The sequence below is a fragment of the Massilia genomosp. 1 genome (assembly GCF_011682185.1).
GTDB classification, from domain to species: Bacteria; Pseudomonadota; Gammaproteobacteria; order Burkholderiales; family Burkholderiaceae_D; genus Telluria_A; species Telluria_A rubra.
The window spans coordinates 1-352 of the sequence record NZ_WHJF01000447.1 but is presented as its reverse complement, the minus strand read 5'-3'; the positions used below and the strand labels follow the sequence as shown (position 1 = coordinate 352).

General features: G+C 62.8%; 1 protein-coding gene. It reads right to left on the bottom strand.

The features are described from left to right. On the bottom strand, nt 1-254 hold a 254-nt coding region (locus F1735_RS34445), incomplete at its 3' end, for a hypothetical protein (RefSeq protein WP_222853205.1). Between the last annotated feature and the right edge of the window lie 98 nt (nt 255-352).

Genomic DNA, 352 nt, shown 5'->3' with positions numbered 1-352 from the left:
ATCGGCTTGTCGCCAATGAGCACCAGGCCGGTGGACGGCTTCCAGTCTTCGTCGACCATGACCCAGCATGCCTTGGACTCTTCGCCGTCCATTGGCTTGCCCAGCATGGCCGGCGCGCTTGAGCTGGCCGACGACGAGCCGGTCAGGTTGGTCCAGCTTTGCGACAGGCTTTCCCAGTGCGGATTGAACTTCCACTCCTTGCCTGTCCAGACGCGCCCCCAGCTCACCGCTCCTGCCGTGCTCGACAGTTTCATGTCGTCCACCGCGATGGTCGCGCTGCCGTTGGGGATCGAGATCGACAGCCCGTTCGGGGACACATTTTGCTGGGCGAAGACAGATGTCGTTGCCATGC